At 76.2% G+C, this 23,799-nt stretch carries 27 protein-coding genes; 10 read left to right on the forward strand and 17 right to left on the reverse strand.

Annotated features, from left to right (window positions below):
• Positions 1 to 69: 69 nt before the first annotated feature.
• Together AB8M62_RS10845 and AB8M62_RS10850 are read right to left on the reverse strand one after the other, a co-directional pair.
• Positions 70 to 858, reverse strand: coding sequence for an SDR family oxidoreductase (locus tag AB8M62_RS10845; RefSeq protein ID WP_369069547.1), 789 nt, complete (start codon positions 856 to 858; stop codon positions 70 to 72).
• Positions 858 to 1,232 carry a nuclear transport factor 2 family protein gene (locus tag AB8M62_RS10850; RefSeq protein ID WP_369069548.1) on the reverse strand — a complete coding sequence of 125 codons (375 nt, stop codon included), beginning with the start codon at positions 1,230 to 1,232 and terminating at the stop codon, positions 858 to 860. Before AB8M62_RS10850 ends, AB8M62_RS10845 begins: the two co-directional genes overlap by 1 nt.
• Positions 1,233 to 1,310: 78 nt before the next feature.
• Here AB8M62_RS10850 and AB8M62_RS10855 point away from each other — a divergent pair, with 78 nt between their 5' ends.
• Both AB8M62_RS10855 and AB8M62_RS10860 read left to right on the forward strand, forming a co-directional pair.
• On the forward strand, positions 1,311 to 2,105 hold the full coding sequence (locus AB8M62_RS10855; protein ID WP_369069549.1) for a MerR family transcriptional regulator: 795 nt from the start codon (positions 1,311 to 1,313) through the stop codon (positions 2,103 to 2,105).
• A gap of 85 nt (positions 2,106 to 2,190) precedes the next feature.
• Positions 2,191 to 3,087 (forward strand): aminoglycoside phosphotransferase family protein, encoded by an 897-nt coding sequence (locus tag AB8M62_RS10860; RefSeq protein ID WP_369069550.1) that lies wholly within the window; start codon positions 2,191 to 2,193, stop codon positions 3,085 to 3,087.
• 9 nt (positions 3,088 to 3,096) lie between these two features.
• On the opposite strand, the gene AB8M62_RS10865 is transcribed toward AB8M62_RS10860, so the two are convergent.
• On the reverse strand, positions 3,097 to 3,672 hold the full coding sequence (locus AB8M62_RS10865; protein ID WP_369069551.1) for a TetR/AcrR family transcriptional regulator: 576 nt from the start codon (positions 3,670 to 3,672) through the stop codon (positions 3,097 to 3,099).
• Positions 3,673 to 3,737: 65 nt separating this feature from the next.
• On the opposite strand from AB8M62_RS10865, the gene AB8M62_RS10870 reads away from it, so the two are divergent.
• Positions 3,738 to 4,901, forward strand: coding sequence for a DUF418 domain-containing protein (locus tag AB8M62_RS10870; RefSeq protein ID WP_369069552.1), 1,164 nt, complete (start codon positions 3,738 to 3,740; stop codon positions 4,899 to 4,901).
• Positions 4,902 to 4,914: 13 nt separating this feature from the next.
• On the opposite strand, the gene AB8M62_RS10875 is transcribed toward AB8M62_RS10870, so the two are convergent.
• Positions 4,915 to 5,847 (reverse strand): SDR family NAD(P)-dependent oxidoreductase, encoded by a 933-nt coding sequence (locus tag AB8M62_RS10875; RefSeq protein WP_369069553.1) that lies wholly within the window; start codon positions 5,845 to 5,847, stop codon positions 4,915 to 4,917.
• Between the two features lie 97 nt (positions 5,848 to 5,944).
• Here AB8M62_RS10875 and AB8M62_RS10880 point away from each other — a divergent pair, with 97 nt between their 5' ends.
• Both AB8M62_RS10880 and AB8M62_RS10885 read left to right on the forward strand, forming a co-directional pair.
• A complete protein-coding gene (locus AB8M62_RS10880; protein WP_369069554.1) occupies positions 5,945 to 6,526 on the forward strand; it encodes a TetR/AcrR family transcriptional regulator in 582 nt (193 codons plus the stop codon).
• A gap of 143 nt (positions 6,527 to 6,669) precedes the next feature.
• Positions 6,670 to 7,260, forward strand: a complete 591-nt coding sequence (locus AB8M62_RS10885; protein WP_369069556.1) for a DinB family protein — start codon at positions 6,670 to 6,672, stop codon at positions 7,258 to 7,260.
• Positions 7,261 to 7,278: 18 nt separating this feature from the next.
• Here AB8M62_RS10885 and AB8M62_RS10890 read toward each other — a convergent pair whose 3' ends face one another.
• Positions 7,279 to 8,019 (reverse strand): SDR family oxidoreductase, encoded by a 741-nt coding sequence (locus AB8M62_RS10890; RefSeq protein WP_369055330.1) that lies wholly within the window; start codon positions 8,017 to 8,019, stop codon positions 7,279 to 7,281.
• A 77-nt stretch (positions 8,020 to 8,096) separates the two neighbouring features.
• On the opposite strand from AB8M62_RS10890, the gene AB8M62_RS10895 reads away from it, so the two are divergent.
• Both AB8M62_RS10895 and AB8M62_RS10900 read left to right on the forward strand, forming a co-directional pair.
• Complete coding sequence (locus AB8M62_RS10895; RefSeq protein ID WP_373694911.1) at positions 8,097 to 8,741, forward strand: TetR/AcrR family transcriptional regulator; 645 nt, start codon at positions 8,097 to 8,099, stop codon at positions 8,739 to 8,741.
• A gap of 96 nt (positions 8,742 to 8,837) precedes the next feature.
• A complete protein-coding gene (locus AB8M62_RS10900; RefSeq protein ID WP_369069558.1) occupies positions 8,838 to 9,281 on the forward strand; it encodes a VOC family protein in 444 nt (147 codons plus the stop codon).
• Between the two features lie 18 nt (positions 9,282 to 9,299).
• Here the strand turns inward: AB8M62_RS10900 and AB8M62_RS10905 are convergent, their stop codons facing one another.
• Complete coding sequence (locus AB8M62_RS10905) at positions 9,300 to 10,547, reverse strand: MFS transporter (RefSeq protein WP_369069559.1); 1,248 nt, start codon at positions 10,545 to 10,547, stop codon at positions 9,300 to 9,302.
• The gene (locus AB8M62_RS10910; protein WP_369069560.1) at positions 10,540 to 11,175 is read right to left on the reverse strand and encodes a helix-turn-helix domain-containing protein; all 636 of its coding nucleotides are present in this window, start codon (positions 11,173 to 11,175) and stop codon (positions 10,540 to 10,542) included. The genes AB8M62_RS10905 and AB8M62_RS10910 overlap by 8 nt, the downstream gene beginning before the upstream one ends.
• A gap of 82 nt (positions 11,176 to 11,257) precedes the next feature.
• Between AB8M62_RS10910 and AB8M62_RS10915 the strand changes: the two genes are divergently transcribed.
• On the forward strand, positions 11,258 to 11,902 hold the full coding sequence (locus tag AB8M62_RS10915; RefSeq protein ID WP_369069561.1) for a hypothetical protein: 645 nt from the start codon (positions 11,258 to 11,260) through the stop codon (positions 11,900 to 11,902).
• Positions 11,903 to 11,912: 10 nt separating this feature from the next.
• On the opposite strand, the gene AB8M62_RS10920 is transcribed toward AB8M62_RS10915, so the two are convergent.
• The 8 genes from AB8M62_RS10920 to AB8M62_RS10955 all read right to left on the reverse strand — a co-directional run bounded on the left by AB8M62_RS10920 (position 11,913) and on the right by AB8M62_RS10955 (position 20,597).
• Positions 11,913 to 12,356, reverse strand: coding sequence for a hypothetical protein (locus AB8M62_RS10920; protein ID WP_369069562.1), 444 nt, complete (start codon positions 12,354 to 12,356; stop codon positions 11,913 to 11,915).
• A 192-nt stretch (positions 12,357 to 12,548) separates the two neighbouring features.
• Positions 12,549 to 13,577, reverse strand: a complete 1,029-nt coding sequence (locus AB8M62_RS10925; protein WP_369069563.1) for an NAD(P)/FAD-dependent oxidoreductase — start codon at positions 13,575 to 13,577, stop codon at positions 12,549 to 12,551.
• The gene (locus AB8M62_RS10930) at positions 13,574 to 14,680 is read right to left on the reverse strand and encodes a hypothetical protein (protein ID WP_369069564.1); all 1,107 of its coding nucleotides are present in this window, start codon (positions 14,678 to 14,680) and stop codon (positions 13,574 to 13,576) included. Before AB8M62_RS10930 ends, AB8M62_RS10925 begins: the two co-directional genes overlap by 4 nt.
• 26 nt (positions 14,681 to 14,706) lie before the next feature.
• Positions 14,707 to 15,480, reverse strand: a complete 774-nt coding sequence (locus AB8M62_RS10935) for a Hint domain-containing protein (RefSeq protein ID WP_369069565.1) — start codon at positions 15,478 to 15,480, stop codon at positions 14,707 to 14,709.
• Positions 15,481 to 15,491: 11 nt separating this feature from the next.
• Positions 15,492 to 15,941, reverse strand: a complete 450-nt coding sequence (locus tag AB8M62_RS10940; protein ID WP_369069566.1) for a hypothetical protein — start codon at positions 15,939 to 15,941, stop codon at positions 15,492 to 15,494.
• An 81-nt stretch (positions 15,942 to 16,022) separates the two neighbouring features.
• Positions 16,023 to 17,198, reverse strand: coding sequence for a hypothetical protein (locus AB8M62_RS10945; protein ID WP_369069567.1), 1,176 nt, complete (start codon positions 17,196 to 17,198; stop codon positions 16,023 to 16,025).
• A gap of 62 nt (positions 17,199 to 17,260) precedes the next feature.
• The gene (locus AB8M62_RS10950; RefSeq protein ID WP_369069569.1) at positions 17,261 to 19,246 is read right to left on the reverse strand and encodes a hypothetical protein; all 1,986 of its coding nucleotides are present in this window, start codon (positions 19,244 to 19,246) and stop codon (positions 17,261 to 17,263) included.
• A gap of 487 nt (positions 19,247 to 19,733) precedes the next feature.
• Positions 19,734 to 20,597, reverse strand: a complete 864-nt coding sequence (locus tag AB8M62_RS10955) for a helix-turn-helix domain-containing protein (protein ID WP_369055307.1) — start codon at positions 20,595 to 20,597, stop codon at positions 19,734 to 19,736.
• 133 nt (positions 20,598 to 20,730) lie between these two features.
• On the opposite strand from AB8M62_RS10955, the gene AB8M62_RS10960 reads away from it, so the two are divergent.
• Positions 20,731 to 21,507, forward strand: a complete 777-nt coding sequence (locus AB8M62_RS10960; RefSeq protein ID WP_369069570.1) for an SDR family NAD(P)-dependent oxidoreductase — start codon at positions 20,731 to 20,733, stop codon at positions 21,505 to 21,507.
• A gap of 19 nt (positions 21,508 to 21,526) precedes the next feature.
• Here the strand turns inward: AB8M62_RS10960 and AB8M62_RS10965 are convergent, their stop codons facing one another.
• Positions 21,527 to 22,582 (reverse strand): hypothetical protein, encoded by a 1,056-nt coding sequence (locus AB8M62_RS10965; protein ID WP_369069571.1) that lies wholly within the window; start codon positions 22,580 to 22,582, stop codon positions 21,527 to 21,529.
• A gap of 111 nt (positions 22,583 to 22,693) precedes the next feature.
• Here AB8M62_RS10965 and AB8M62_RS10970 point away from each other — a divergent pair, with 111 nt between their 5' ends.
• Complete coding sequence (locus AB8M62_RS10970; RefSeq protein ID WP_369069572.1) at positions 22,694 to 23,080, forward strand: hypothetical protein; 387 nt, start codon at positions 22,694 to 22,696, stop codon at positions 23,078 to 23,080.
• Here the strand turns inward: AB8M62_RS10970 and AB8M62_RS10975 are convergent.
• A complete protein-coding gene (locus AB8M62_RS10975; protein WP_369069573.1) occupies positions 23,045 to 23,689 on the reverse strand; it encodes a TetR/AcrR family transcriptional regulator in 645 nt (214 codons plus the stop codon). The genes AB8M62_RS10970 and AB8M62_RS10975 overlap by 36 nt on opposite strands.
• Positions 23,690 to 23,799: the final 110 nt, after the last annotated feature.

Raw genomic sequence — 23,799 nt, forward strand, 5'->3', positions numbered from 1 at the left:
TAGGACCGGGCGGGACGCTCGGGAACAGCGGCGGAGCGGTGACCTCCCCGACGCCGTCCCCCCGTCGGCTCAGACGGTCGGGACCGTGCCGCCGTCGACGACGTACTCGGCGCCCACGATCGCCGAGGCGCGGTCGGAGACGAGGAACCCGACCAGGTCGGCGACCTCCTCCGGCCGGGCGAACCGCCCGAGCGGCACCCCGCCCAGGGAGTCGAGGAGCGCCTCCTCCGCCGCGGCGCGGGTGGTCCCGCCGCCCTCGGCGAGGCGGTCCAGGAAGTCCCCGTAGGTCTCCGTCGCGATGCCGCCGGGGCTGACGGCGTTGACCCGCACCCCGCGGGGCGCGAGCTCGTTGGCCAGACCCTTGCTGTAGGTGCGCAGCGCCGCCTTGGCCGCGGCGTAGGCCAGGGTCGCGTCGTGCAGCGGGAGCTGCCGCTGGATCGAGGTGACGTGCACGACGACCCCGGAACCCGCCCGGACGACCGCCGGCAGGAGGGCGCGGTCGAGCCGCACGGCACCCAGCAGGTTGAGGTTCAGCTCGGACAGCCAGTGCTCCTCGGTGAGGGCCGCGAAACCCCCGGCCGGCGTCGAGGAACCCCCGACGACGTGCACGAGGACGTCCAGCGCGCCGGTGGCCCCGGTGATCGTCTCGGCCACGTGCTGCGCGCCGGCGACGGTGGACGTGTCCGCCGCGACGAACCGGTCGGGCCGGTCGTAGTCCTGGGGCAGCGTGCGGGCCGTCGTCCACACGTCGGCGCCCATCTCCCGCAGGCGCGCGACGACGGCCCGCCCGGTGCCCTTCGACCCGCCCGTCACCAGCGCGCGCCGGCCGTCGAGGCGGTCCTTCCCGTCGGTGCTCATCACGCCGCCTCGTGGTTCGCGATGACGAGCTCGGCGATCAGGCCCCCGCGCAGCGTGAAGCGGTAGTCCAGGTCGGCGACACCGCCGGGGAAGGTGCCCTCCAGGCGCAGGGTCACCACCCAGTGCTCGTCGTCGACGCGCCGGGCGCCGGTCTGCTCGGTCGTGTACTGGAACTCGGCGCCGGCGTCGCGCACGAACGCCCGCACCTGCTCGCCTCCCCGGAAGGTCTCGCCCTGGTCGACGACCACGACGTCCTCGGCGAGGAACGCCGAGGCCGCGTCGGCGTCGTGGACGGTGCTGGCGGCGAGGAACGCGCGGACGGTGGCGGGGAGGGCGCCGGAGCGGTGGTCGAGATCGTGGTCGGTGCGTGTCATGCCGCCACCGTGCGGCCTCGCGGCGCGGGAGGGTCAAGCGCTGGACCCTCCCCCGGGGAGAGCCCCCACACTGACGCGGTGCTGACCATCGGGGAGTTCTCGCGCCTGACGCGCCTGAGCGTGCGGACCCTGCGCCGCTACCACCGGACCGCCCTGCTGGAACCGGCCGTGGTGGACGAGGGCACCGGCTACCGCTACTACGCCGTCGAGCAGGTCCCGACCGCCCAGGTCGTCCACCGCCTGCGGGAGCTGGACGTCCCCCTGGCCGACGTGCAGCGCATCCTGCGCACGCCGGACCCCGGTGTCCGCTCGGCCCTGGTCGCCGAGCACCTGCAGCGCCTGGAGGAGCAGCTGGAGCGCACCCGGGCCGCGGTCACCTCGCTGCGCCGCCTGCTGCGGCCCGACCCCGCCCCGGTCGAGGTGGAGCTGCGCGCCGAACCCGCCCGCACGGTCGCGGCGGTGGGGGCCGTGCTCGGTGCCGGCGACGTCGAGGCGTGGTTCGCCGGCGCGGTGGCCGAGCTGGAGGCGGCCGTGGGTGACCGCGCGAGCGGACCCCTGGGCGGCACCTACGACGACGCGCTGTTCGAGGAGGGCCGCGGCCGCGCCCTCGTCTACCTGCCGACGCCCACCCCGCCGCGCACCGGCCGGGTCCGCGCCGTGACGCTGCCCGCCGTGGAGCTCGCGGTGACCGTCCACGTCGGCGAGCACGACGGCGTCGAGGTCACCTACGGCGAGCTCGGCACCTGGGTCGTGCGGAACGCGATGTCGGTCGCGGGGTCCGTGCGGGAGGTCTACCGCGTCGGACCGCGGGACACGAGCGACCCGGCCGCCTGGCGCACCGAGATCGGGTGGCCGGTCTTCCGGGTGACGTAGGGCCCGGCGCGCGACCGGCCCGCCGCCGAGCGGGGCCGCGGAAACCGCGTTGCCCCCGGGTGCGCGTCCCGGCGACGCTGCGCCGGTGCCCGCACCGAGGTTCCACCCGGACCAGGTCCCCACCGACGCCGACCTGGTGCGCCGCCTGCTGGCGCAGCAGCACCCGCGGTGGGCGCACCTGCCGGTGCGCGCGGTGGACTCCTTCGGCACCGACCACGACGTGTACCGCCTGGGCGACGACCTCGCCGCCCGCCTGCCCAAGGTGGCCTTCGCCGCCGGGCAGGCCGTCCTGGAGTCGTCGTGGCTGCCGCGCCTGGCCCCGCACCTGCCGGTGGCGCTGCCGGAGCACCTGGCGGCGGGGCGACCGGGGTGCGGCTACCCGTTCGCGTGGTCGGTGTGCCGGTGGCTGCCCGGGCGCGCGGCCTCACCGGCCACGGACGACACCGAGGCGCTGGCGTCGGACCTGGCGGGGTTCCTGGGCGCGCTGCACGCCGCCCCGACCACGGGTGCGCCCGCCCGCCGCGCCGGGGCGCGCGGCGGCCCGCTGGCCGAGCGGGACGCGCAGGTGCGCGCCGCGGTGGCCGAGCTGGGCGACCGCGTCGACGCGCGCGCCGTGCTGCGCGTGTGGGAGGAGGCGCTGGACGCGCCGGGCTGGGACGGACCGGAGGTGTGGGTGCACGGGGACCCGCTGCCGGGCAACCTGCTCGTCCGCGACGGGCGCCTGTCGGCGGTCATCGACTGGGGCGCGCTGGCGGTGGGCGACCCGGCGTGCGACCTGCAGGGCGCGTGGAACCTCCTGGGCGCCGCGCACCGCGCGCGCCTGCGCGACGACCTGGCCGTCGACGAGGCGCAGTGGCTGCGGGGCCGCGGCTGGGTCGTCGCCCAGGCCGTCGTGGCGCTGCCGTACTACTGGGGCACGAACCCCGGGATCGTCGCGCAGGGCCTGCGCGCGCTGGGCGAGGTGCTGGCGCCAGGGGACTGACCGCCGCGGTCAGCCGCCCGGCGTCAGCAGTTCGTCCAGGTGCCGGCGCACGAGCCGGTGCGCGCGCTCGGCGTCGACCCGGCCGGGTTCGGCGACGCGGGCGGTGGCGAGCCCGTCGAGCAGCGCGAGGAGCGCGGCGGCCTCGTCGCCCACCCGCTGCGGCGGCAGGTCGGGCCGGGCCGCGGCCAGCAGCCGCGCCAGCGCGTCCTCGACGCGCTGCCAGGCGGCGCGGTAGGCGAGCGCCGTGGGTTCGTGGACCGCGGCGCGGGCCACGTGCGCGAGCCAGACGACGGCGGCCGGGCGCTCCTCGGGGCCCGCGGGCACCAGCCCGGCGGCCACGGCCCGCAGGGCCTCGCCGGGTGTCGGCGCCCGCTGGACGCGCTCGGCGAGCTGCGCGCTCACCTGCTCGTCCACGCGCCGCATGGCGGCGGCGAGCAGCGCGTCCTTCGTCGGGAAGTGGTGCTGCACGGCGCCGATCGAGACGCCCGCGCGGGCCGCGACGCGCCGGATGCTCAGGCCCTCGAAACCCTCCTCGGCCAGCAGGGCGACGACGGCGTCGAGCAGGTCGTCGGACGGTGCGGGCACGCCCGCATCGTCGCACCGGTGCGCGGGGCTCCCGAACCATACGATCGTATGGTTTCCTGGTCCGCGTGAACGCACCTCCGACGGCCGGCCCCACCACCCGCGTCGCGGCGCTCGACGTCGCCCGGGGCCTGGCGATCCTCGGGACCCTCGCGACGAACATCTGGATCTTCACCGACCCGCAGGGCCTCGTCGGCTACCTCACCGGCGGGACGCTCGCCGAGCGGACGCCGCCGGCGTGGCGGGCCGTCGAGCTGCTGGCGCAGCAGCTCGCGCAGGGCAAGTTCCTCGGGCTGCTGACGCTGATGTTCGGCGTCGGGCTGGAGCTGCAGCGCCGCTCCGCCGTGCGCGCCGGGCGGCCGTGGCCGGGCCGGTACTGGGTGCGCGCGCTCCTGCTGTTCCTCGACGGGCTCCTGCACTTCGTCCTCGTCGCCGAGTTCGACGTCCTCACGGGTTACGCCGTCACGGCCGTGGTCGTCGCGGCCGTGCTGGCCACCGGCGAGCGCGCGCAGCGCCGGTGGCTGGTCGGCGCGGCTCTCGTCCACGGCGCGCTCCTGGCGCTGGTGACGACGGCCCTGCTCGCCGCGCCCGGCGCGGACGGCGGGCCGGCGCGCCTGGACCCCAACCCCTACGCCGACGGCTCGTTCGGGGACCTGGTGCTGTTCCGCCTGGAGAACCTCGTGCTGTTCCGCGCCGAGCCGGTGTTCGTGCAGGCGCTGTCGGTCGCGGCGTTCCTCCTCGGCGCCCGCCTCGTGCGCGCCGGGGTGCTCGAGGAGCGCGGGACCCGCCTGCGCCGGCGCCTGCTCGCGCTCGGGGCCGCGGCCCTCGTCGCGGACCTGGCGCTCGGGCTGCTCGGCGGGACGGCGGGTCTGGTGCTGGCCCGCTACGGCACCGCTCCGCTCGTCGCGCTGGGGCTGCTGGCGCTCGTCGTGGAGGTGGTGCGCCGGCGGTCGCGGCTGGGGTTCGCGGGCCGCCGGCTGGCCGAGGTCGGCCGGACGGCGCTCAGCTGCTACGTGCTGCAGAACCTGGTGGCGTCCGCGCTCTGCTACGGCTGGGGCCTCGGGCTGGCCGCGCGCCTCGGCCCGGACGCGCGGGTCCCCGGCACGCTGGCGCTGTACGCGCTGGTGGCCGCGGCCGTCGTGCTCGCCGCGAACCGGTGGGTGCGGCGGGGCGGTCAGGGACCGGTCGAGGCGCTGTGGCGGGCGTCGGCGCGGGCGCTCGGGGGGCGCTGAACCCGTTCCCGGTTCAGCGACGGGCGACGCTGCGCGCGGCGGTCAGCTCCTCGGTGCGCTCCCACACCAGGGCGGCGAACTCGCGGTCGCTCACCGGGGCCCGGAACTCCTCGAACCCGACGAGCGCGTCGCCCCGCGCCCCGACGGGCCCGGCGAACAGGTCGGGGCGGACGTCCGGGGAGGTGACCGCGAACAGCAGCGGACGCGCGCCCTGCTCGGGTTCCCGCGCGCCCCACAGCGCGCCGAGCACCGCCGCGAGCGCGCGGTCGCGGCGGGAGGTCAGCCCGGTGTTCATCGGGGTCCGCACCATCCCGGGGTGCGCGGCGATCGAGCGCACGGGGGAACCGGCGGCGCTCAGCCGCCGCTGGTGCTCCACGGTCCAGGTCATGTGCAGGGTCTTGGTGCGCGCGTAGGTGCCGCCGCGCGACCACCGGCGCCGGCCGTCGAGGTCCTCGGGGCCCAGGCGCACCGGGAACCGCCGGTAGAGGTTCGTGCCGGTCGTGACGATCCGCGGGTCGGGGGACCCGGCGAGCTGCTCGTGCAGCAGCCGGGCGAGCAGCGCGGGGCCGAGGTGGTTGGTGGCCAGCTCGAGCTCGTGCCCCTGCGGGCTGGTGCGGCGCTCGACCCCGCCGACGCCGGCGTTGTTGACGAGGGCGTCCAGCCGCCGGCCGCGCAGGCCGGCGGCGAAGCGCCGCACGCTGTCGAGGTCGGCGACGTCGAGCTCGGCCGGCTCGAGGTGCTCGCGGGGGGCGGTGCGGGACAGGGCGTCGCGGACGGCGGCGCCCTTGTCGAGGGAGCGCACGGCCATGACGACGTGGGCGCCGGCGGCGGCGAGGGTGCCGGCGAGGAGCTCGCCCAGGCCGCTGGAGGCGCCGGTGACGACGACGGTGCGACCGCTCTGGTCGGGGACGTCGTGGGCGCGGAAGGGGACGGCGGGGACGGGCACGGCGGGCCTCCTGAGGGATGTGGAACGTGTTCCGTTTCGACAGCGTCGCAGAACCGGAACATGTTCCGCAAGGGCTCGCCTCGCCTACCCTCGACGCGTGAGCACGCCCGACGCCCCCGGTGCCGCACCGCTGCGCGCCGACGCCGCCCGCAACCGCGAGCACGTCCTCGCCGTGGCGCGCGAGCAGCTGCGCCGCGGGGCGCCGCTGCCGCCGATGAAGGACCTGGCGCGGCTGGCCGGTGTCGGCACCGGCACCGTCTACCGCCACTTCCCCACCCAGCAGGCGCTGCTGGCCGCCCTCGGCGAGGACGCCACGTGCGAGCTCGCCGTGCGGGTGCGCGCCGCCGCCGAGGAGGACGACCCGGTGCGGGGGTTCGCCCGGGTGGTCACCGCCGTGGTGCGCGGGGTCCTGCACGACCCGGCCGTGCGCGCGGCCGTCACCGGCGCCGGTCCCGGCTGTGCGCCGCCCACGCGCGCGGCGGTGCAGCTGGACGAGGCGGTCGGGCAGCTGCTGCGCCGGGCCCGCGCCGCGGGCGCCGTGCGCGACGACGTCGACGCCGACGACGTCCGGCTGCTGGTGCTCGGCCTGGCCGCGGGGCTCGCGCCGGTCGCCGGCGACGACGCGCGCGTCGAGCGGCACGTGCGGGTGCTGCTCGACGGCCTGCGGGGCCGGGCCTGAGGGCGAGGACGCGCGGGGGCTGACAGCCAGCCTGCGAGCACGCCCCGCACCGCGGCGTGTCTGCCCCCGTCCGACGGCGTGTCGCACGGTGCCCGCAGGCTGGCTGTCAGCACCGCGCACCGCCCGGGTGCCAGGCTGAGCCGGTGGCCGACGACGCGAAGGACGAGCTGCACCGCTACCTGCGCGAGGGGCGCGAGGCGCTGCTGTGGAAGCTGGAGGGTCTCGGCGAGCGCGACGCGCGGCGCCCGCTGACCCCCACCGGGACGAACCTGCTGGGGCTGGTGAAGCACGTGGCGGGGGTGGAGGCCGGGTACTTCGGGGAGGTCTTCGCGCGCCCCTTCCCCGAACCGCTGCCGTGGACGCAGGACGACGCCGAGCCGAACGCGGACATGTGGGCGAGCGCGGAGGAGTCGCGGGCCGGTGTCGTCGACCTGTACCGGCGGGTGCAGGAGCACAGCGACGCGACGATCGCGGCGCTGCCGCTGGACGCGCCCGGGACGGTGCCGTGGTGGCGGCCGGAGAGCCGGTCGGTGACCCTGCGCCGCGTCCTGGTGCACGTGGTCGCGGAGACCCACCGCCACGCCGGGCACGCCGACGTCGTGCGCGAGCTCGTCGACGGCGCGGCGGGCCTGCGCCCGGGCGGGTCGAACCTCCCCGAGGGGGACGCCGCCTGGTGGTCGGCGTACCGGGCGCGCCTGCAGCGGGTCGCGGACGAGGTGGGCGGAGGTGCCTGAGCGGTCGGCGGGAGGCGCTCAGCTCTGCCGCGCCGGCCGGATCGTCAGGTCGCCGATCTCGACGTCCTCGGGCTGCTCGACCGCGAAGGCGACGGCGCGGGCGACCGCGTCGGGGTCGAGGCCGAGGTCGGCCATCTCGCGCTGGACCTGCTCGCGCACGGCCGGGTCGTCGACCGCGGTGTCGACGAACTCGGTGCGCACGTAGCCGGGGGAGATCGACGTGGTGCGCAGGACCCCGTCGGTGCTCTCCTGCCGCAGCCCCTCGAGCAGGGTGCGCACGGCGTTCTTCGTCCCGGCGTACACGGCCTGGGTGGGGACGATCTTCAGGCCGGACGTGGAGACCACGGTGACGAGGTGGCCGCGGCCCTGGCGGCGGAACACAGGCAGGGCCGCGGCGATGCCGTGCAGGACGCCCTTGACGTTGACGTCGACCATGGCCGACCAGCCCGCGACGTCGAGGTCGGCGACGGGGCCGATCCTGCTGGTGCCGGCGTTGCCGACGAGGACGTCGAGGCGGCCGAAGCGCTCGAGCGCGAGGGCGACGAGGGCGTGCAGGTCGTGCGGGTCGGTGACGTCGACGCGGGTGGCGACCGCGCGGCCGCCGGCGGCGGTGATCTCCTCGACCACCCGGTCCAGCCGGTCGGTGCGGCGGGCGCCGAGGACGACGGCGGCGCCGCGGGCGGCGAGGTGGCGGGCGGTGGCCTCGCCGATGCCGCTGCTGGCACCGGTGACGGCGACGACCTTGTCCTGGACGGTCACGGGGGACTCCTCTCGCGGGGCCGCGGGACCGGACGGGCGCACGAGCGCCCGCGCGTCGCGGCGGATAAGGTGGACACATGTCCGGATACGCCGACGACCCTAACGGACACGTGTCCACTTCTGTCAACACCGGTGCAGCGGGCGGCAGGAGCCCGCGCGCGGACGCCCAGCGCAACCGCGACCGGATCGTCGAGGCGGCCCGCGAGCTGGTGCGGGCACCCGGGGAGCTGAAGCTCAACGCCGTCGCCAAGGCCTGCGGCATCGGGCAGGGCACCCTCTACCGCCACTTCCCCACCCGCGAGGCCCTCCTGGCCGAGGTGTACCGGCACGACGTCGACGAGCTCGTCGCGGCCGCGTCCGACCTCCTGGCGACCCGCGCACCGCTGGCGGCCCTGGAGGGCTGGTTCGAGCGCGTCGCCGCCTACGCCCGGGTCAAGAACCACGTGTTCGCCGCCGTCGAGGCGGCGACGTGGCAGGACCTCGCCGCCCACAGCCTCGGGCCGATCGGCGAGGCGGTCGAGCGGCTGCTGGCCGCCGGCCGCGCCGACGGCAGCGTCCGCGTCGACGTCGACGCCGGCGACGTCGTCGTGCTCATCAGCTGGCTCTCGCGCCTGGACGACGACGAGCTCGACGCGCGCGGACCACGGCTGCTCGCCGTCGTGCTCGACGGGCTGCGCGCGCACCGGGCGCAGCCGGCGGGGCGGAGGTCCACCGGCCGATGAGTTCAGGCTCGGGCGCCGGTCTCCCCGCGGGGACGACGGCCGGTTCCGGGCCGCGCCGTCGCCGGACCACTGCCGCCCACGACCGAGGAGCCTCCGGTGCCGCAGATCCGCCGCTTCGACCACGTCGGGATCACCGTCGCCGACCTCGAGCGGGTGACCGAGTTCTTCGTCGCCCTCGGGCTGCGGGTCGAGGCGGGCCCGATGACGGTCGAGGGCGAGTTCCTGGACACCGTCATCGGCATCCCCGGCTCCCGGACCCGGATCGTCGTGCTGCAGGCGCCGGAGGGCGGCACGTCGGTGGAGCTGTCCACGTTCGAGCGGCCGGAGCACCAGCCGGGCTCGCCCACCGCGATGGCCACCGAGCTGGGGCTGCGCAACGTGGCGTTCGAGGTGGACGACCTGGACGCGGTCGTCGCGCAGCTGGCCGAGGGCGGGTACGAACTCGTCGGCGGCGTCGGCGCCTACGAGGGGATCTGGCGCATGGCGTACGTGCGCGGACCGGAGGGGATCATCGTGTCCCTGGCGCAGCGGACCGGCTGATGCGTCACCCGGCGGAGGTCAGGGATTCCCCGGCCGCGGCGTCGCGAGCACCGGCTCGCGCGCGGGCGGGACCGGGTCGCGGTCCGCGCCCACCGCGACGAGCGCGGCAGCCAGAGCGCAGCCGGCGGCGCTGACGAGCAGCACGACCTGGAACGGCAGCACCCCGACGAGCAGCGCACCCACCGCGATCGACGCCGTGCCCGGGACGGAGACGACCGTCTCGTACCCGGCGGCGACGCGGCCCATCACGGCGTTCGGGGTGCGGCGCTGCAGCGACGTCGCCGCGGCCACCGCCAGCACCGTCAGCCCCGCGCCGACGAGGAGGAACCCGGCGAGCACGACCGGCAGCGGGCCGACGGCGGCCGCGCCGGTCCCGGCGGCGACGAGGGCCGCGCCGGCGGCCACCAGGCGTTCCTCGCCGACCCGGGCGGCGAGCAGGCCGGCGCCGACACCGCCCGCGACGGCCCCGGCGCCCTGGACGCTGACGAGGACGCCGACGAACTCCGGCGGCCGGTGCAGCCCGTCCTCCACCAGCGCGTAGACGGTCGCCTCGACGAGTCCGACCGAGGCGGACAGGACGAGCGTGCAGCGGACCACGCGGCGCAGCGCCCGCGTGCGCCGCAGGTGCACCAGGCCGGCGAGGACCTCCCGGCGCCGGCGCACGCCCACCGGTTCGGCGGAGGCGGTCCGCTCCCCCGGGAGCCCCCGGAGCCGCAGCCGCAGCAGCACGACGACCGCGAGCAGGAGGGCGACGGCCGTCGCGGTGGCGACCCACCGGCCCCCGGCGGCGGCGAACAACCCCGCGCCGGCCAGCGGGCCGACCAGGCGCAGGCCCTGCCGCACCGTGCCCAGCGCCCCGTTGGCCGCGCCGAGCAGGTCCGCGGGCAGCACCGCCTGCACGAGCCCGGACACGGCGGCGTTCGTCACGACACCGGCGGCGCCGCACCAGGCGGCGACGGCGAACAGCAGCCACAGCTGCTCCGGTCCGCGGACCAGCCACAGGCAGGTCACGGCGGCGGCACCGGCGGAGTCCACCCCCACGAGCACGGTGCGGCGGGGCAGCCGGTCGACGAGGACCCCCGCCAGCGGGGCGAGGACACCGGGCGCGGCCATCGCGAACACCACGAGCCCGGCGACGGCGCTGCTGCCGGTGAGGGTCTTCGCCCAGATCCCCAGGACGAGCAGCAGCGTCCACTCCCCGAGCATCGACAGGGTCTGCGCGGCCAGCAGCAGCCGGAACTCCCGGTGCCGGAGCAGGTCACGCACCGCCGTCGTCCTCGCGCTGCGCGGCGACGGTTCTCGTGTCGGCGCGGGGCAGGAGGTGGGTCAGGACGTCGACGACGCGGGAACCCTCCGGGACCACGCCGTCGAGGGTCCGCCGCTGCAACGGCGCGATGAGCGCGGTGACGGCCGCGGACAGGTCGGCCAGTTCCCGCTCGGTGATCCGCAGCGTCCAGTCCGAGGTGCCGGCGACCTCGCGCCACGGGTCGCCGGAACGGCGGCGCGACCAGCTCTGGACGAGCTCCTGGTTGCGGGCGTCCAGCACGGTGCCCAGCGCCTCCACCGCGGCCCGCTCGGCCGGCGACCCGCCGGCGGTGACGCGGTTGCCGACGGGGACGCGCCGCCACGGCCGGTTCCTGCCGCGGCCGCCCTCGGCCTCCTCGACGAACCCGAACCGGGCCAGCTGGCGCAGGTGGTACGAGCACGACGCGGCCGAGTCGCCGATCCGCTCGGCGCACTCGCTGGCGGTCAGCGGTCCCTCGGCGATGAGCAGGTCCAGCAGCTGCAGCCGGCGGGGGTGCGCGAGGGCCTTGAGGTGCTCGGGCCGCTGCAGGTTCCGCAGCGGCACCCCGCGCTCGTCGCTGACGGTCGGCTGGTCGTCCCCGGTGGTCACCGTCGAAAGGTATGCTTCGAAAGAGAGTTTTTCAAGAAGGGGTCGGGAGACGTGCGGCACCCGACCGGTGTACGACGGGACCGTGACCGGCTCCTCCCCCGCGGCGCTCAGCGTCCTGACCCTGCGGGAGACGGCCCGGCCGCCGACGACGGGCACGGGCTACCGGCGGAGGGGCGAGCGCGTTCCGCGGCTGCGGCAGCCCCCGCCGCACCTGGACCTCCTCGTCGACGGCGTCCCGCTGCAGCGCCTCCTCGTGGAACTGCCCGTCCCCGAACCGGGGACGTACGGGTTCGGGGACACCTTCGACCTCGTCAGCGTCGCGGACCTCGCCCACCCCGGGTACGCCGCCGGCGACCTGCGCCGCCTCGCCGGGGAGCTGCCGCCCGACGACGAGCTGTGGCCGCTGGAACCCGGGCGGCTGCCGCTGTACGTGTGCCCGATCGACGGCGACCTGGCCTGCGGCGCCGTCACCGTCGCCGTCCACCACGACGCGACCACGACGACGTGGAGCGGTTTCCGCCTGCAGAACGGGTACTCCGACGACGAGCTCGGCCTCGACCTGTCGGCGCTGGGCCCGTTCGTCTTCGCGCGCGACGCCCACCGCGACGTCCTGCTGCGGGCGGCCGACGACCTCGACGCGCTGGAGGCCGAGGACCGGGCGGCGGAAGAGGCGCACCGGCGCGAGCACGGCCCGCGGGGCCGGTGGCGGCGGCTCACCGGACGCTGAGGGGGTCCCCTCACGCCGGCCCGCAACCCTCTCCCGTCCGCAGGGCCGCCACGTCCGGGCAGCGCACGTGCTCCCAGCCGCCGGAGCCGAACGAGTCGTCCGTGGCGTCGGTGAACACGTCGACACCGGCGCCGTCGGGCAGCAGCCGGTAGTGCGTCCTGACCGGGTCGCCCTCCTCGGTCAGAGTCGTCACCCGGACCTCCGCCCCCTCGCGCGCGGCGCCCGGCGCCGTCAGGCACGCCAGCACCGGCGGGAGCCAGGCCGCACCCAGCGGCACCTCCACCGGTGGGCACGTCGGGTACGGGACGCGGTCGGTGAACGCCCGCGGGGCGCGGCCGGGAGCGGTCACCTCCCAGGCCGCCCACACCGCCCCGGCGACGGCGAGGACCAGCAGCAGCACCGCGAGGACCGTCCCGGCCGGCGGGCGGCGGGTGGGTGGTGCGCTGGTGGTCACCTGTGCAGGGTGACCGTTCCGCGGTCCTTGCGGAGCCGGATCAACCCGACGTCCAGGGTGTCAGGTCCCCTGCGGTCGCCGCTGTCGATCTCGGCTCGCGGCATCCGGTCACCCAGCGCATCGGCGTAGGTGCCGAACTGAGCGGCGGTGCGCTTCGAGGCAGTGGGTGGGACAGCCGGTCCTGCTCGGTGCTCAGCCTCCCGGCATCCGGGCGAGGTGCTCCCACACGCGCCGAGCCGGGGACGGCGCCAGCCGACTCGCCGTGTCGGCGGCGAGCGAGACGCTGTACCCGGCGAGCGCGCCCGGCACCCCGTCGGCGTGGTCGGCGAGCGCCCGGCCGGCGGACAGGCCGCTGCGGAGCGCCGCGCCGATGCCCTCGCCGGTGAGGGCGTCGACGAGCCCAGCCGCGTCCCCGCACGTCACCGCTCCACCCTCGTGGTGCCAGCGCCGCTGCGTCCCGACCCACAGCGGCCCGGTACCACCGCGCGGGCGACCTGCGGGGCGCAGCCCGTGCTCGGACACGAACCGCTCAAGAGCCGGCCGCAGCGCCGCCGTGCCGTCGGTCACCGAGCACACTCCGACGTTGCCGCGTCCGCCGGAGAGGGGGAACTCCCACGCGTACCCGGTGAACGGTGTGGCCCCGAAGTGGAAGTCCGCCGACGTCGTCGTGGAGCCCTCGACGTACACGGACAGGGACCGCGCGATCGGGGCGTCGAGCCCGATGCCCACCTGCCGGAGGAGCCTGCCGTGGGCGCCGACCGCGAGCACGACGGCGTCCACCTCGACCGGCGGCCTGCCCGCGACCTCGACGGTCCACCGGTGGTCCCCGGTGCGGTTCACCGCGACCACGCGGTGGTCGTGGTGGATCGTGCAGCCGCGCGCGGCGACGGCGTCGCGCAGCCGCTGGTCCACCGCGGCGCGCGGCGCGACCCAGCCGGGGCCCGCACCGGCCGACGTCCGCCACAGCCGTCGCCCGCCAGCCCACAGCCCGACCTGGTCGAAACGTCGGGCCCCGGGCGGAGGGTCGGCCTCCAGGTCCACGCCGACCGCTCGGAGGTGCTCCACCGCGTCAGGCAGGAACGCGTCGCCGCACGGCTTGTCCTTGCCCGGCGGTCCCTGCTCGTACACCGTGACGGCGTGGTCCTGCGCGGTGAGCACGGACGCCGCGGCGCAGCCCGCCAGACCGGCCCCGACCACGGCGACGTCCACGGTGTCCCTCACGCCACCACTCGGGCGAGTCCTGAGGTCAGGCTCTGGCGCGCCATGTCGCACAGCACTGGCAGGACGGTGCTCGCGTCCACGTCCAGGTGGGCGAACCCGTCCTCCACCTCGCGCACCAAGGCGACGCCACGGGCGGCGACCACCTCGACGACGAGCGGCGCGCCGAGCACCCGGACGATCGCCGGCCGGACGTCAGCACCCGGGTGGGTGGCGCCGAGCGCCGCTGCGCAGTCGGCCACGACGGCGAGCACGGCGCTCCAGCGGTCAGCACGCAGGTCCTCCGCGACGTCCACGACATCGTCGACCCACCCGCCGAACCGGCCGATGGCGAACGCGAGGTCGCGGAAGGCGTCCGCCTCGAGCCCCGGGGGCCAGCCGCGCACGCAGAACGGCACGAGCGATCCCGCCCAGATCGGGTGCGTGGACTTCCCGACGACCCGCTCCAGGACCTCGCCACCCGGCGCGCCGCGCGACGCGGTCAGGTCGACGCTGGCGAGCTCGGCGGCGAACGCGGCACGCGTGGCCTGCGTGAACTGCTCGCGGACGACGGCGTCATCGCACCACGCCCGCCCGCCGACCACGGTGGCGATGACCGAGGAGGCGAGTCGGCACAGGGCGTCGGCGAGGAGCGACCGCGACGGCGCGGGCGCGAGCGGGGCGCCGTCGGCCCAGCCGTCGGGGTCCATCGCCCGGTGGAGCCAACCCGCCACCGGCGCGAGCTCGTCCGGCACCTCGTCCAGCAGCCCGTCCAGCAGCACCGTGAACATCCCCAGCTGCAGGGCGAGCTCCTCCACCTCCGGTGTGGTGTCGCCGAACACCGCGTGCTCGAGCGCGCTCGCGCGGGCCATCGAGATCACCGGTGCCTCGGGGAACGCGTCGAGGAACCGGTAGCGCCGTTCGACGGCCATCAGGCCCGAGAGCTGGTCGACGAAGGGACCGAGCCACGCCGAGCGGGTCTGGATCCGCGTGAACGCGGCCAGTCCGGCACCGGTGGCGTGGGCCACCCGCTGGTCCGAGTCCGCGAACGGACCCGGCAGGTGCTGCGCCAGCGCGCGGAGCTGCTCGCGGCGCAGGTGGTCGACGGTGCGCTCCAGGACGTCCACGGCGGGCGGTGGTCCGTCGCGGCGGATCAGTGCGACCCCTTGTTGTGGACCACCCACCCGCCCGCGACGTAAGTGTGGGTGCCGTCCAGCAGCAGGTTGTGCACGACCGTTGCCGGGTCGGCCGCCGCCACGCTGACGGAGGTGACGGCGCGCAGCGCGGCGCACGGGCGCCGCTCGGACCGGCCAGCCGACACCAGCACCTCGACCCCCACGACCCGGTACAGGCGGTCCCCGGCACGCAGCTCCCTCGCCCGGAGCGCGACGCCCTCGGCAGCCAGGGCCCACGGATCGACGCACCGCCAGCCGTCGTCGGAGGCGAACGGGTGCTCGGCGGTGACGAACGGCCGGCCGCCGTCGAACCCGTGGAGCGCCCGGTCCCCGAGGGTCGGCCTCTCGACGCCGACCACGGTGTTGACGCGGCCTTCCACGTCGAGCACCTCGTCGCCGACCCCGACCAGCTCGATGGGCCGGGAGGTGCCGTCGGCCATCAGCACCGGAGTGTCCCCGACGAAGCACGACGTCGCCGTGGGCGGCTGGGGCCTCAGCTCGACCACCTTCCAGTAGCCGTTGATCCCGTAGGCGGGGAAGTACGCGATGTCGGCTGAGGTGAAGTTCACGGTGGCGGAGTCGAACCCGCCCGCGGAGTGCGTGACGCTGATGCCCTCGTACCCCCAGTCGGCGTTCCAGATGCCGTTGCCGTCCGTCGCGGCGCAGTTGAAGGTCCCGGTGACGCACGCGTTGGCGAAGGGCAGGGCGACGTGGGTGCTGGCGTTGCGGATGACGCCTCCGATGAGAGCCATCTGTTCACTCCCTACTGCTCGGGACCGGTCGGGACGGTGGTGTCGGACGGCTCCTGGCCGCGCAACGACGCGACCGCGACCGCGACCGCGTTGTCGCGCCGGGGGGCTACCCCCGGCAGCAGCTCACCACGGGCGCGCCGCATGCGCGCAACACCGCTCTCGCTGTCCAGGTCGACGCCGAGAGTCGGCGGCACGCCGCGGACGAGCTCGCCCAACCGGGCCACCATGCTGCGCAGGTCGGCGACCGGGAAGGCGATCGACGGGAGCAGGCCGCGCAACGACTCGACGTCGAACTCGGTGTCCCGGAACCGCAATCGGCGGTCCCTGGTGGCCTCGGCCAGCCGGTCGAACGACTCGATCGGCATGAACTGCTCGAGCTGCTGCGCGAGCTCGTAGATGTCTCGCGCGTCGTCGACCTCGCTGATCACCAGATCGCGCAGGTCCGTGTCGTCGGGGGGCATCCGCTCTCCTCCTGTCGTGCGGCTGGTTGGCTGCTCCTGCTGGTGGGTGGTGCGGGAGGCGCCGCGGTGACGGCGCTCGCGTCAGGTCCTCGACGCGACCACGACGGTGTAGCCGCCCAGGACCACCCCGCCGACGCGCTGCTGCAGGTGCACGACGACGACCTCGTCGTCGCGCAGGTCGTCGGGTGCCGCCACGCGGGCGGCGACCGTCCGGGACGTGCCGGCCTCCAGCGGGACCCCGAGGGCGCGGGCGCCGTCCTGCGGTGCCGAGCCGCCCTGCTCGAGGAGGGCCGCGGCGAACCGCTCGTCGACCGTGCGCTCCAGTCGCCCCTCCTGACCGGTGTCCTCGACCTGCACGTGCCGGACCAGCGTCTCGTCGGGGCGGTCCGTGAACGCCGGCCCGGTCCTGACGGGGTGGCGGCGGGCTCGGCGCACGGCGCCGGCCGCGATCCGGTGACCCTGGGTCCCGGGCCGGTGGTGCTCGAGCATGGCCGCGGGCGTGAGTCGGGCGGCGTCGGTGAACGACACGGCCGCGTTCGCCAGGTCGCTCACCTCACCCCGTCCGGTGAGCGCCAGGCGGTGCGGACGGACGACGACCTCCGCCGTGACGGCGAACGGGAACGCGTTCGTCAGGGTCAGCGAGTAGGTCGTCCGCGCCGCGGCTGACGGGTCGATCACGTGGAGGTTGCGCTGACCGACGTGCCGGTCCGTCGCCGGGCTGAAGGGCGCCCGGATCGGGTCGGCGATCCAGCTGGAGACGCTCACCACCACGCACTCGTGGCCCTCGTTGACGAACGCGGGGACCCAGGGCACCGGACAGGGCACCTCGACCGAGCTCAGGGACGGCACGTCAACCCATTCCTCACCGATGAAGTGCATGCTCTCGGGGACCAGGCCCATCGACGGGTCGGCCCAGTGGAACTGGACCTGTACAGGGACGGCCTGGAACGCCCCCAGGTTGAGGACCCGGGCGATGAGGGTGTTCTGCTCGCCGGCGACGGGGTTGCCCGCCGGGTCCGAGGAGAGCACCCGGATGTCCGGCGAGGTCCAGTACGCGACGCCCGGTGGGACCGGCCTGGCGCCGATGTCCGACAGGGCGTGCCGTACCAGCAGGAACGGGGTGACCGGCGGCAGCCGTCCGTTCCGGTCGGCACCGGGCCCCCGGCCGCGCACCCATCGCTGCAGCAGGGCGAGGTACTCCTCCGTGCGCCGGCGGACCTCCTCGGCGCGCCGCTCGTCGAACTGCTCGGGAGTCACGTCCTCGTCGTCACGGTGCTCGTCGCGGACGAAGCCACCCGGGTCCGTTCTGCCGAGTCCGCTCACGGCTCCGGCTCCACGGCGACCGGGTCGCTCATCGCGCCCCGCACCTGCCAGGTGAGCCAAGCCGTCCCGCGGTCGCCGTCGAGGTTCCAGTCCGGGACGTCGGTCGCGTTCGTCATGAGGTCGATCGCGTTGTCGACCGCGTTGGCGAACGTCACCGGCAGCTGGGTGCCGGGGACCCGTCGCTCACCCGGCGGCCAGGTGGTCCCGGTCTTGACGTCGTTGTCCGGCGTGAGCGGGTTGGCCGCGGCGTCGTCCAAGGCGAACGGGGGGTACTCCGCGCGCAGGTAGGCCGTCGTCTCCGGCTGCTCGACGCCCGGTGAGCTCGCGTTCGGCATCCGCGTCCAGGTGCCCAGCGAGCCGTCCCACGCCTTCGTGGGGAACGGTCCGGCCCGGCGGTGGATGGCTGGGCCTTCCAGCCCGTCGGGGAACAGCGGCCGGGACTTGGCGAGCCGCTTGCCCGAGTCGAAGGTGTACGGGACGCCGAGCAGCGTGATCGTGGTGGTGTCCAGGGCGAGCTCGCCGGGGTAGGGGTGGCTGAAGGCCCCGAGGGTGAGCAGGTCGTGGAGCGCGCGCAGCCCGTTGTTGAAGTACTGCCGCAACCAGTAGAGGTCGCAGCGGAGTCTGGCCCAGTCGATCTGGGTGGCGCCGTCGATCACCAGGGCGACGCCCGCGATCACCGCTGCGGCACCGGCGGCCCCACCACCGAAGAACAGCGATGCGATGCCGAGCACCGCCAGGACGACTCCGCTGACGATCTCACCCACGTCCGGGTCGAGCTCCGGTTCCGGCACCGCAGGTCCGGAGCCGCTGCCCGGGTCGCCCGGAACGTTGGGATCCACCCACGACGGCACCGGACCGCAGTCCCCGGGTGGTCCGCCGAGCGGTGGGGGCGCGCAGCCGACGACGTCCCCACTGGTCTGGAACCACAACTTCATCCACGTCATGCAGTAGGCGCCGTTGAGAGCCGGCTTGCGGAACCGGCTGGTCAGCGGTGGCGGCCCGTAGGCCCGTTCCCAGGCCGCCATCCAGAAGTCGGCGAAGTCGTCCGGCAGCACGGCGGGGAACGGGTCACCTCGGCGCAGGCCGGCCATGACCGCGACCGGGTCCATGGGGGCGAGAGCGATCCGGTCGTGCAGGCGGGCGTTGCAGAGCGGGGTGAAGGCGGCGTACCCGGGGGTCGGGGTGTCGCCGTTCATGCTGGCCGGCGTCCGGTAGAACCCGTGCGCCCACACGTCGACGTAGTTGGACACCCAACGCGCACGCCACCACTGCTGGCGGTACGAGGACCCGACGGTGGAGTTGAGGAACGGGCTGAAGCCCACGCTGGTCGACACCGAGCACAGGTAGCCGTACGCGTAGGCCAGGAACCTGTCGTCTCCGGTCTCGCGGGCACGCTCGAGCAGTGCGGTGGCGAACTTCCCGGGGTGCTTCCAGTGGAGCCACTCGCGCGGCGTCCAGACCACGGGAGCGGGCGGCACGGTACCGACCGGGACGTTGACCGCCGGACGCATGCCGGTCGTGATCGCGGTCCCGATCGCGGCGACCCGGGGCAGGAGCGAGTCGACGATGGTCTTGAGCTGGTCGGCGAGCGACTCGATGACGGCGACCTCCCCGCTGTCCTGGAGGTCTTGCAGCGCGCCCAGGTCCTCGTCAGCGACGATCTGGTCGAGCCGGTCGAGCAGCCGCCGCATCTCGTTGATGACGTGGAGCGCTCCCGGGTCGGCCGAGGTGCCGTCGCCTCCCGCGATGGCCAGCACCTGCGTCCACAGGGATGCGTACGGCCCCTGCGGTGCAGAGGGTCCCTCGCCCGGCGGGTCGCTGGGGATGAAGTCTGCGAACGACGGCCCGACGGCGCCCAGCGCTGCGAACTCCGGGTGGGCTCGCATGACTGCCGCGACGGCCGTGACCGCCGGTTCGCTCGAGGTCTCCATCCGCTCGATGGCGCGGTCGAGGACGACGAACTGGGTGGCTATCCCGGGCATCGGTCCTCCTCGACCACACCGGCCCGCGTGGACGTCCACCGTTCAGGGCCGTGTCGCACCTGCTGGACGCCCAGATACGTTCCTCCGCGCGGAGATGCGCGTCAAGGGGTGGTGACCTGGTCACGCCCTGCCCGGCCAGGACGGCGGTGCCGGGCTCCGGTTCGGGCCTCGACCACGCGCGGACCGGGCCCCGTTCCGTCAGCCGAGGAGTGCCCAGGAGTGCCGTGGCCGGGGGGATGTGCAGCGTCCGGTCGGGGGTACGCGCCCATGTCCGGGCCGGGTCCGGCCGGGGTGGAGGACGGCGACCCGCACGAGGTCGGGGCGTCGTCGTGCGCGTCGGCCAGCGCCGTCCCCGCGTGGGCCGCCGACGCGTGAGCGTCGCGGGCTGACAGCCAGCCTGCAAGAACTCGGGGCCAGGCGGCGTGTCGCGGTCGCTGCGACGGCGTGTCGCGCAGTCCGTGCAGGCTGGCTGTCAGCCTCCCGGGCTTCAGCGCGATGGTTCCGGCGCCAGGTCCTGCGTCCCCACCACCCGCAGCAGTTCCAGCCGCTCGGCGGTGCCCGTCCCCGGCTGGGGGCGGAACAGCACGAGGCTCTGCCCGGACGGCGGGCTGACGACGAGGTCGCACTCCAGTTCCAGGCGGCCGACCTGCGGGTGGTGCAGGACCTTGCGGGTGGTGCGCCGGGCGCCGACCTCGTGCAGAGCCCAGACCTCGCGGAACTCCGCGCTCTCGGCGGTGAGGGCGTCCACGAGCGCGCGCACGTCCGGGTCGCCGGCGCGGGCGCCGCTGGCCAGGCGCAGGTCGGCCACGTACTCGCGGCCGAGCTGCTCGTGCTGCGCGGCGTCGTAGCGCCCGCGCAGCCCGGGGTCGGTGAACCACCGGTACACGAACGCGCGGCGCAGGCCCCGCTCGGCGGCGAACGGCCCCAGCAGCGCGACGTTGAGGGGGTTCTGCGCGAGCACCGTGCTGAGGTCGTCGGTCACCAGCGCCGGGACCGTCGGGGCGAGGGCGTCCAGCACGCACATCAGGCCGGCGTCGACCCAGCCCTGCGCGCGGTGCCGCGGCGGGGGCGCCTGCCCGGCGAGGCGGTGGACGTGGTCGCGCTCGTCGAGGGTCAGGCGCAGCGCGCGGGCGATCGCGCCCAGCACCTCCGGCGACGGGCGCGATCCGCGGGCCTGCTCGATGCGCTCGTAGTGGTCGGTGGAGATGGCCGCCAGCACGGCCACCTCGTCGCGGCGCAGACCCGGCGCGCGCCGGCGCCCGCCGGCGACCAGGCCGACGTCGGAGGGTTGCAGCTGCTCGCGGCGGCGTCGCAGGAAGTCGCCCAGCGCCCGACGGTCCCCGGTGCTCATGACCCGAGCATGACCGGCTCGCCGCGCGCCAGGCACGGACTGCCGGTCCGGGGCTCGGCTGTACGCCTGAGACCCGTCGGGACCCCCGCACGCTGGACGGGCAAGCCCACCACCGACAGGGAGGACGATCCCCGTGAGCACCACCACCGAGAGCACCCCGCAGCGCGTCGTCCTGGTCACCGGCGCCAGCCGCGGCCTCGGCCGCAGCGCCGCCCGGCACCTGGCCGCCGCCGGTACCGGCGTCATCGGCACGTACCAGTCCAACCGGGCCGAGGCCGACGCGATGGTCGAGGAGGTGCGCGCCGCGGGCGTTCCCGCCGCGGCGCTGCGCCTGGACGTCGAGGACGCCTCGACGTTCGGGGCGTTCGCCGGCGAGGTCGCCGACGCGGTGCGCGCGGCGGGTGCCGAGCACCTGCACGCCGTCGTCCACTTCGCCGGGTTCGGCCTCTTCGCGCCCTACGCGGAGACGACCGCGGAGCAGGTCGAGCAGATGCTGCGCGTGCACGTCAGCGCGCCGTTCCTGCTGACGCAGGCGCTGCTGCCGCTGATGACCGAGGGCGGGCGCGTCCTCAACGTCTCCTCCGGCCTGGCCCGCTTCACCAACCCCGGCTACGCCGCCTACGCCGCCGCGAAGGGCGCCGTGGAGGTCCTGACCCGCTACCAGGCCGCCGAGCTGGGCCCGCGCGGGATCCGCGTCAACGCGCTCGTGCCGGGCGCCATCGCCACCGACTTCGGCGGCGGCGTGGTGCGCGACGTCGAGGAGGTCCACCGGGCCGTCGCCGGCGCCATCGCGCTGGGCCGGGTCGGGGAGGCCGACGACATCGGCGCGGCCGTGCCGGCGCTGCTGGGCGACGGGATGCGGTGGGCCAACGGCACGCGCATCGAGCTGTCGGGCGGCCAGTCGCTCTGACGGCGCGCGGGCCGGCGCGTCAGACGTCGAGCAGGCGCGTCGACGCCCGCACCGCGGCCTCCGCGGCGGCGGGCGAGCGCCGGCCCAGCCCGCAGGAGGTCGCCACGTCGACCCGCCGGCCGAGGGCGTCCTCGACGAGGGCGAGGACCCGGTCCTGGTCGGCGGGCGCCTGCTCCTCGTGGGCCAGCCCGGCGACCACCCGCACGTCGGCGGGCACGACGTCGCGCAGTGCGCGCAGCGGGGCGTAGAAGGCGGGGTCCACGGGCGGCGGCGCGTCCCCGCCGGAGAACGGCAGGTGCACGAACTCCAACGGCCGTCCCGCCGGCCGGGCGCGCACCAGGGCGGCGGTCAGGTGGACCAGGGGCGCCGCGTCCGGCAGCTGCCGCAGGGCGCGGTGCCCCAGGTCGCCCAGGCACAGGTGCACGCCCCAGCGGGTGCCCGCGGGCGCGTCGGCGACCGGGCGCACCACCTGCCGGGCCAGCACCCGCGCGAGCGCGGGCCGCAGCGGGGCGGGCGCGGCGGTGACCGCGACGAGCTCGACGGGCACCTCCAGCTGCAGGACGACCGAGGACCCGCCCGCGGCGGCCACGCGGGACAGCTCGCGGCGCAGGGCCCGGCGCACGACGCCCGCGGTGCGGGGCACCGCGGCCGGGCCGAAGGCGAACAGCGCCAGGTCCAGGTGGCCGGGCACCCCCACCTGCAGGGGCAGGTCGGGCGTCGCGGGGTGCCCGGAGGCCGCGAGCACGCGCAGCTCCTCCTCGGCGTGCTCGGCAATCCGCAGGTCCAGGTGCTCCGGGCGCAGGCGCAGGCCGCGGCGCACCGCGAAGCGGTCGACGTCGTCGTAGTCGGCCCAGTCCCCGGCGCGGGTGCGCCGCAGGACCGGTTGCTGCGCGAGGCGCTGCACGGTGGAGACCACCCACCGGGAGCGGTCGCCGGTCTCCCCGCCGGTGAGCCGGCGCAGCCGGCCGGACAGCTCCTGCACCTGCCAGGCCAGCGCCCGCTCGGCGTCGGGGAACTGGGACAGGGAGCCCACCAGGTGCAGGGATCGCCGCTGGTCGGCCGGGACGGTGCTCACGTTCTCCACCACAGATCGCCTCACAGGTGTAAGTTAACGACTGTTCACGGGAGGTGCCGCGGCCAGTCTCCACCGCCTCCCGGCCCCGCCGCCACGACTCCGGAGGACCCGATGAGCACCACGACCGTCCAGCGCCCGCGCACCACCGCCCGCCGTCCCGGCCCCCTGGCCACCACCGTGGCCGCGTGGTCCTCCGCGGCCCTCGTCGCCACCGGGTTCGCGTTCGTCGCCACCGCGCCGATCGCCGTGGTCGCCGCCGGTGCCTGGCGCGACCCGCAGCTCGGTCCCGCGCGCGTCTGGGTCACCGTTCTCGCCACCGCCCAGGCGACGCTGCTGCTGGTGTGGCGGACCGCCGACGACCCCGAGCGCAGCCTCACCCGCAGCCTCGACCCCGTCGTCGCCGGCGCCGTGGTCCTCGTGGCCGTCGGCACCGCCGTCACCTGCCACGTGCAGCGACGCCGCTCACGCCTCGCGCAGGGGCCCCTCGTCCAGGCGTGACAGCGACCTGACCAGCGAGTCGGCCAGACCCTCGGGCCACGGGAACAGCGGCGTCGTCGTCCGCAGGTCCGCCAGGCCGTGCAGCCCCACCCACAGCGCGACCGCGTCCGCGGGCACGTCCGCGCTGGTGGAGGCGCCCGCCTCCACGCACTCGGCCAGGCGCTCGACGAGGACGGCGAAGGCGTCCATGCCCATACCGGCGCGCTCGGCGCGCTGGGCCTCGTCGGCGCCGGCGGAGGCGTCCCACACCCCGCCGAACATCAGCCGGTAGCGCTGCGGCTGCTCGCGGGCGAAGTCCAGGTACCCCTCGCACACCGCGACCAGCCGCCCCACCGGCGTGGACGCGCCCGCCGCGGCCTCCCGCAGCCGCCGCGCGAGGTCCGCGAACGCCTCGTCCACGACCGCGCGCAGGACCGCGTCCACGTCCTCGAAGTGCCGGTAGATCGACGGGGCGCTGATCCCCGCCGCGCGCGCCACCGCCCGCAGCGTCACCGCGCCCGAGCCCTCCTGCAGCAGCTCGCGCGCCGCGTCGAGGATCTCCCCGCGCAGCCGCGAGCCCTCCCCCCGCGGGTTGCGGGTCCGCCGGACACCGGGCTGCGCCTCGCTCACCGAGGTGAACCTACGGCCGCCCGGCCGGCCGGCGGACCGGGGCTGACAGCCAGCCTGCGGGCACCGCGCGACACGCCGTCGCAGGGGGCGCGACACGCCGCACCCCGCGG

The organism is Kineococcus terrestris, from assembly GCF_041020755.1.
Classification (GTDB): Bacteria; Actinomycetota; Actinomycetes; order Actinomycetales; family Kineococcaceae; genus Kineococcus; species Kineococcus terrestris.